3 protein-coding genes are annotated in these 1,869 nt (G+C 73.4%); all 3 read right to left on the reverse strand.

The window, feature by feature from the left end; translation table 11 throughout:
- Positions 1-251: 251 nt before the first annotated feature.
- Positions 252-719 carry a VOC family protein gene (locus tag PROKR_RS26160; protein WP_036969610.1) on the reverse strand — a complete coding sequence of 156 codons (468 nt, stop codon included), beginning with the start codon at positions 717-719 and terminating at the stop codon, positions 252-254.
- A gap of 49 nt (positions 720-768) precedes the next feature.
- The gene (locus tag PROKR_RS26165) at positions 769-1,158 is read right to left on the reverse strand and encodes a helix-turn-helix domain-containing protein (protein WP_036969593.1); all 390 of its coding nucleotides are present in this window, start codon (positions 1,156-1,158) and stop codon (positions 769-771) included.
- The coding region (locus tag PROKR_RS26170) for a TetR/AcrR family transcriptional regulator (RefSeq protein ID WP_157602705.1) at positions 1,158-1,869 on the reverse strand (712 nt) is incomplete at its 5' end. The genes PROKR_RS26165 and PROKR_RS26170, both read right to left, overlap by 1 nt.

The following is a 1,869-nucleotide window of genomic DNA, read 5'->3' on the forward strand; positions in this document are numbered from 1 at the left end:
CGCGGCTCTGAGGGCGCGCGGCGGTTCGCCCAGCGGGCGCGGCAGTTTGCCCCGCGGACTCGGCAGTTGGCCCAGCAGGCGCGGCAGTTTGCCCCGCGGACTCGGCAGTTGGCATCGAGATCGGTCCAGGCCTGAGCCGATCTCGATGCCAACTGCCGACTGCCGAGCCGACTGCCGACTGCCGACTGCCGAGCCGACTGCCGACTGCCGACTGCCGAGCCGACTGCCGGGCGCCGCCAACCTGACGAACCTCAGCCCGCCTGGCCTGCGCTCCAGCGGGCCCTGTCGGCGTCGGTCACCTCGACCGGGCCCGTGGCCGGCTGCGTGATGCGGATGTGGTTGCCGAACGGGTCGCGCAGCGCGCAGTCGATGCCGTACGGCTGCTCGACCGGCTCCTCGGTGAACTCGACGCCCTTGGCGCTCAGGTCGGCGTACGTGCGGCGGCAGTCGTCGGTGGTGAGGATGCACGCGACGCCGAGCGCCCCCTTGGTCACCAGGTCCCGGACCTGGGCCGCGACCTCCTCGCTCAGGGACGGCGGGCCCGGCACCTCCAGGAGCAGGTGGCGGTCGGGGTCCTCGGGCAGGGATATGGTCAGCCAGCGCATGAAGCCCATGTCGACGTCGTTGCTGACCTCGAACCCGAGCTTGCCCACGTAGAAGTCCAGGGCCTCGTTCTGGTCCAGTACGGTCACGGCGGTGATGGAGATGTTCTTGAACATGCTCACCACGCTAGGGCCGGCCCTGCGGGGTGCGCTTCTCCGAAACTGCTCAGCCCGCTGGCCGCATCCAGCTCTTGACGAAGCAGACGGGCGCGGCCACGGGCCGCGTCCGCCGCCGGTACTCGGTCGGGGAGACGCCGACGACGTCGCGGAACGTGCGGCTGAACGTGCCCAGGCTGTTCGAGCCCCCCTGCAGCGCGATCTCCGTCACCGGCGTGGCCGTGTTGCGCAGCAGCGCCATCGCGCGCTCCAGCCGCCGGCGCTGCAGGTAGCGGTGCGGCGTCTCGCCGAACGTCGCCCGGAAGCTGCGGCTGAAGTGGGACGGCGAGACGTGCGCGATGCGGGCCAGCGTCGGCACGTCGAGGGGCCGGGCGTAGTCCCGGTCGATGGCGTCCCGGGCGCGCAGCAGCAGCCGGTTGTCGCGCTCGCGCGGGGACATCAGCTCGCCTCCCCGAGGAACGCCGCGTACCCGTCCAGCAGGCGCGCCAGGCCGAACTCGAACAGCGTGTCCAGCGTGAGGTCGATCTCGGTGCCCGTGGCCGCCGCGAGGTGCGGGTACCGGCGCGCGTCGGCGACGGCCTGGAGGCCGGGCAGCGTGCGGTCCATCCACTCCTCGTCGGTCAGCCCGTCGTCCCTGCGGGCCTGCACCGCCGGCTCGATGCCCACCCCCAGCCCGCGCACGAGCTGGAACACCGAGACGGTCAGGTGCATCCGCGTGTCCAGGTCCAGCCGCCGTCCGCCGACGTCGCCGAACGCGGACAGCAGCGCCTCGGTGTGCGGCAGGCCGTGCGGCAGCACCTGCGGCCGCGTCATCGACATCACGTGCGCCGCCCACGGGTGGCGCTGGAACGCCGCCCACATCGTGCGCGCGCACACCTCCGCGCGGGCCCGCCAGCCGTCCGGCAGCGGGTCCGGGAGCGGCGAGGTCGCGTACACCGTGTCGAGCATCCGGGCCAGGAGATCCTCGCGGCCGCGTACGTAGCGGTACAGCGTCATCGTCGGGATGCCCAGGTCGGTCGCGATGCGCCGCATGGAGAGCCCGCCCAACCCCTCGGCGTCGGCCGTGGCCATCGCGAGGCGCACCACGTCGTCGACCGTGGGCGCGCTCGCGGGTGGCTCGCCCGCCACCGTGCCGCCCGCGGTCCCGGCC

This window comes from Promicromonospora kroppenstedtii DSM 19349, assembly GCF_000515355.1.
GTDB lineage: Bacteria > Actinomycetota > Actinomycetes > Actinomycetales > Cellulomonadaceae > Promicromonospora > Promicromonospora kroppenstedtii.